The 392-nt window shown below is 58.9% G+C and carries 1 protein-coding gene; it reads left to right on the top strand.

All coding sequences use genetic code 11. The annotated features are described in order from the left end of the window. Positions 1-392 (top strand): hypothetical protein (locus tag EN914_RS38650; RefSeq protein ID WP_164779319.1); only part of this gene is annotated, 392 nt, incomplete at both ends.

The raw sequence follows: 392 nt of genomic DNA, 5'->3' as shown, positions 1-392 counted from the left end.
CTCCTGGACGGAACAGATTCGCGTTCGGAATTTGTCGACTGGACAAATCATTCGTCTGGATAGCATCGCCTTCGATACGGGTGTCGAGGGGCTTGCGCCTGGCGAGAGCCACCCTCGCCAGTACAGCTTTGTCTGGCCATCCGGCCTTGTGGGCTCCGGCGAGTTCATCTTCGAGATCGCAACCGACTCTGCAAATCAGGTGTCGGAAGGCAACGCGTTGGGCACAGCTGAATCGAACAATACTGCCCAAGTCGCCATTGCGTCCGCACCAGATCTGAAAATTCTCGATCTTCACGTCACGAACGCGGAGGTTCAGGCGGGCGGCCCTCTCACGATCGAGTGGTCGGACGCCAATACCGGCGCCCTTCCTGTTGCGACCGGCTGGTTCACAC

The sequence above is a fragment of the Mesorhizobium sp. M7A.F.Ca.CA.001.08.2.1 genome, assembly GCF_003998455.1.
Lineage (GTDB): Bacteria > Pseudomonadota > Alphaproteobacteria > Rhizobiales > Rhizobiaceae > Mesorhizobium > Mesorhizobium ciceri.
The sequence above is the reverse complement of the archived record's forward strand: the minus strand, read 5'-3'. Positions and strand labels throughout refer to the sequence as shown.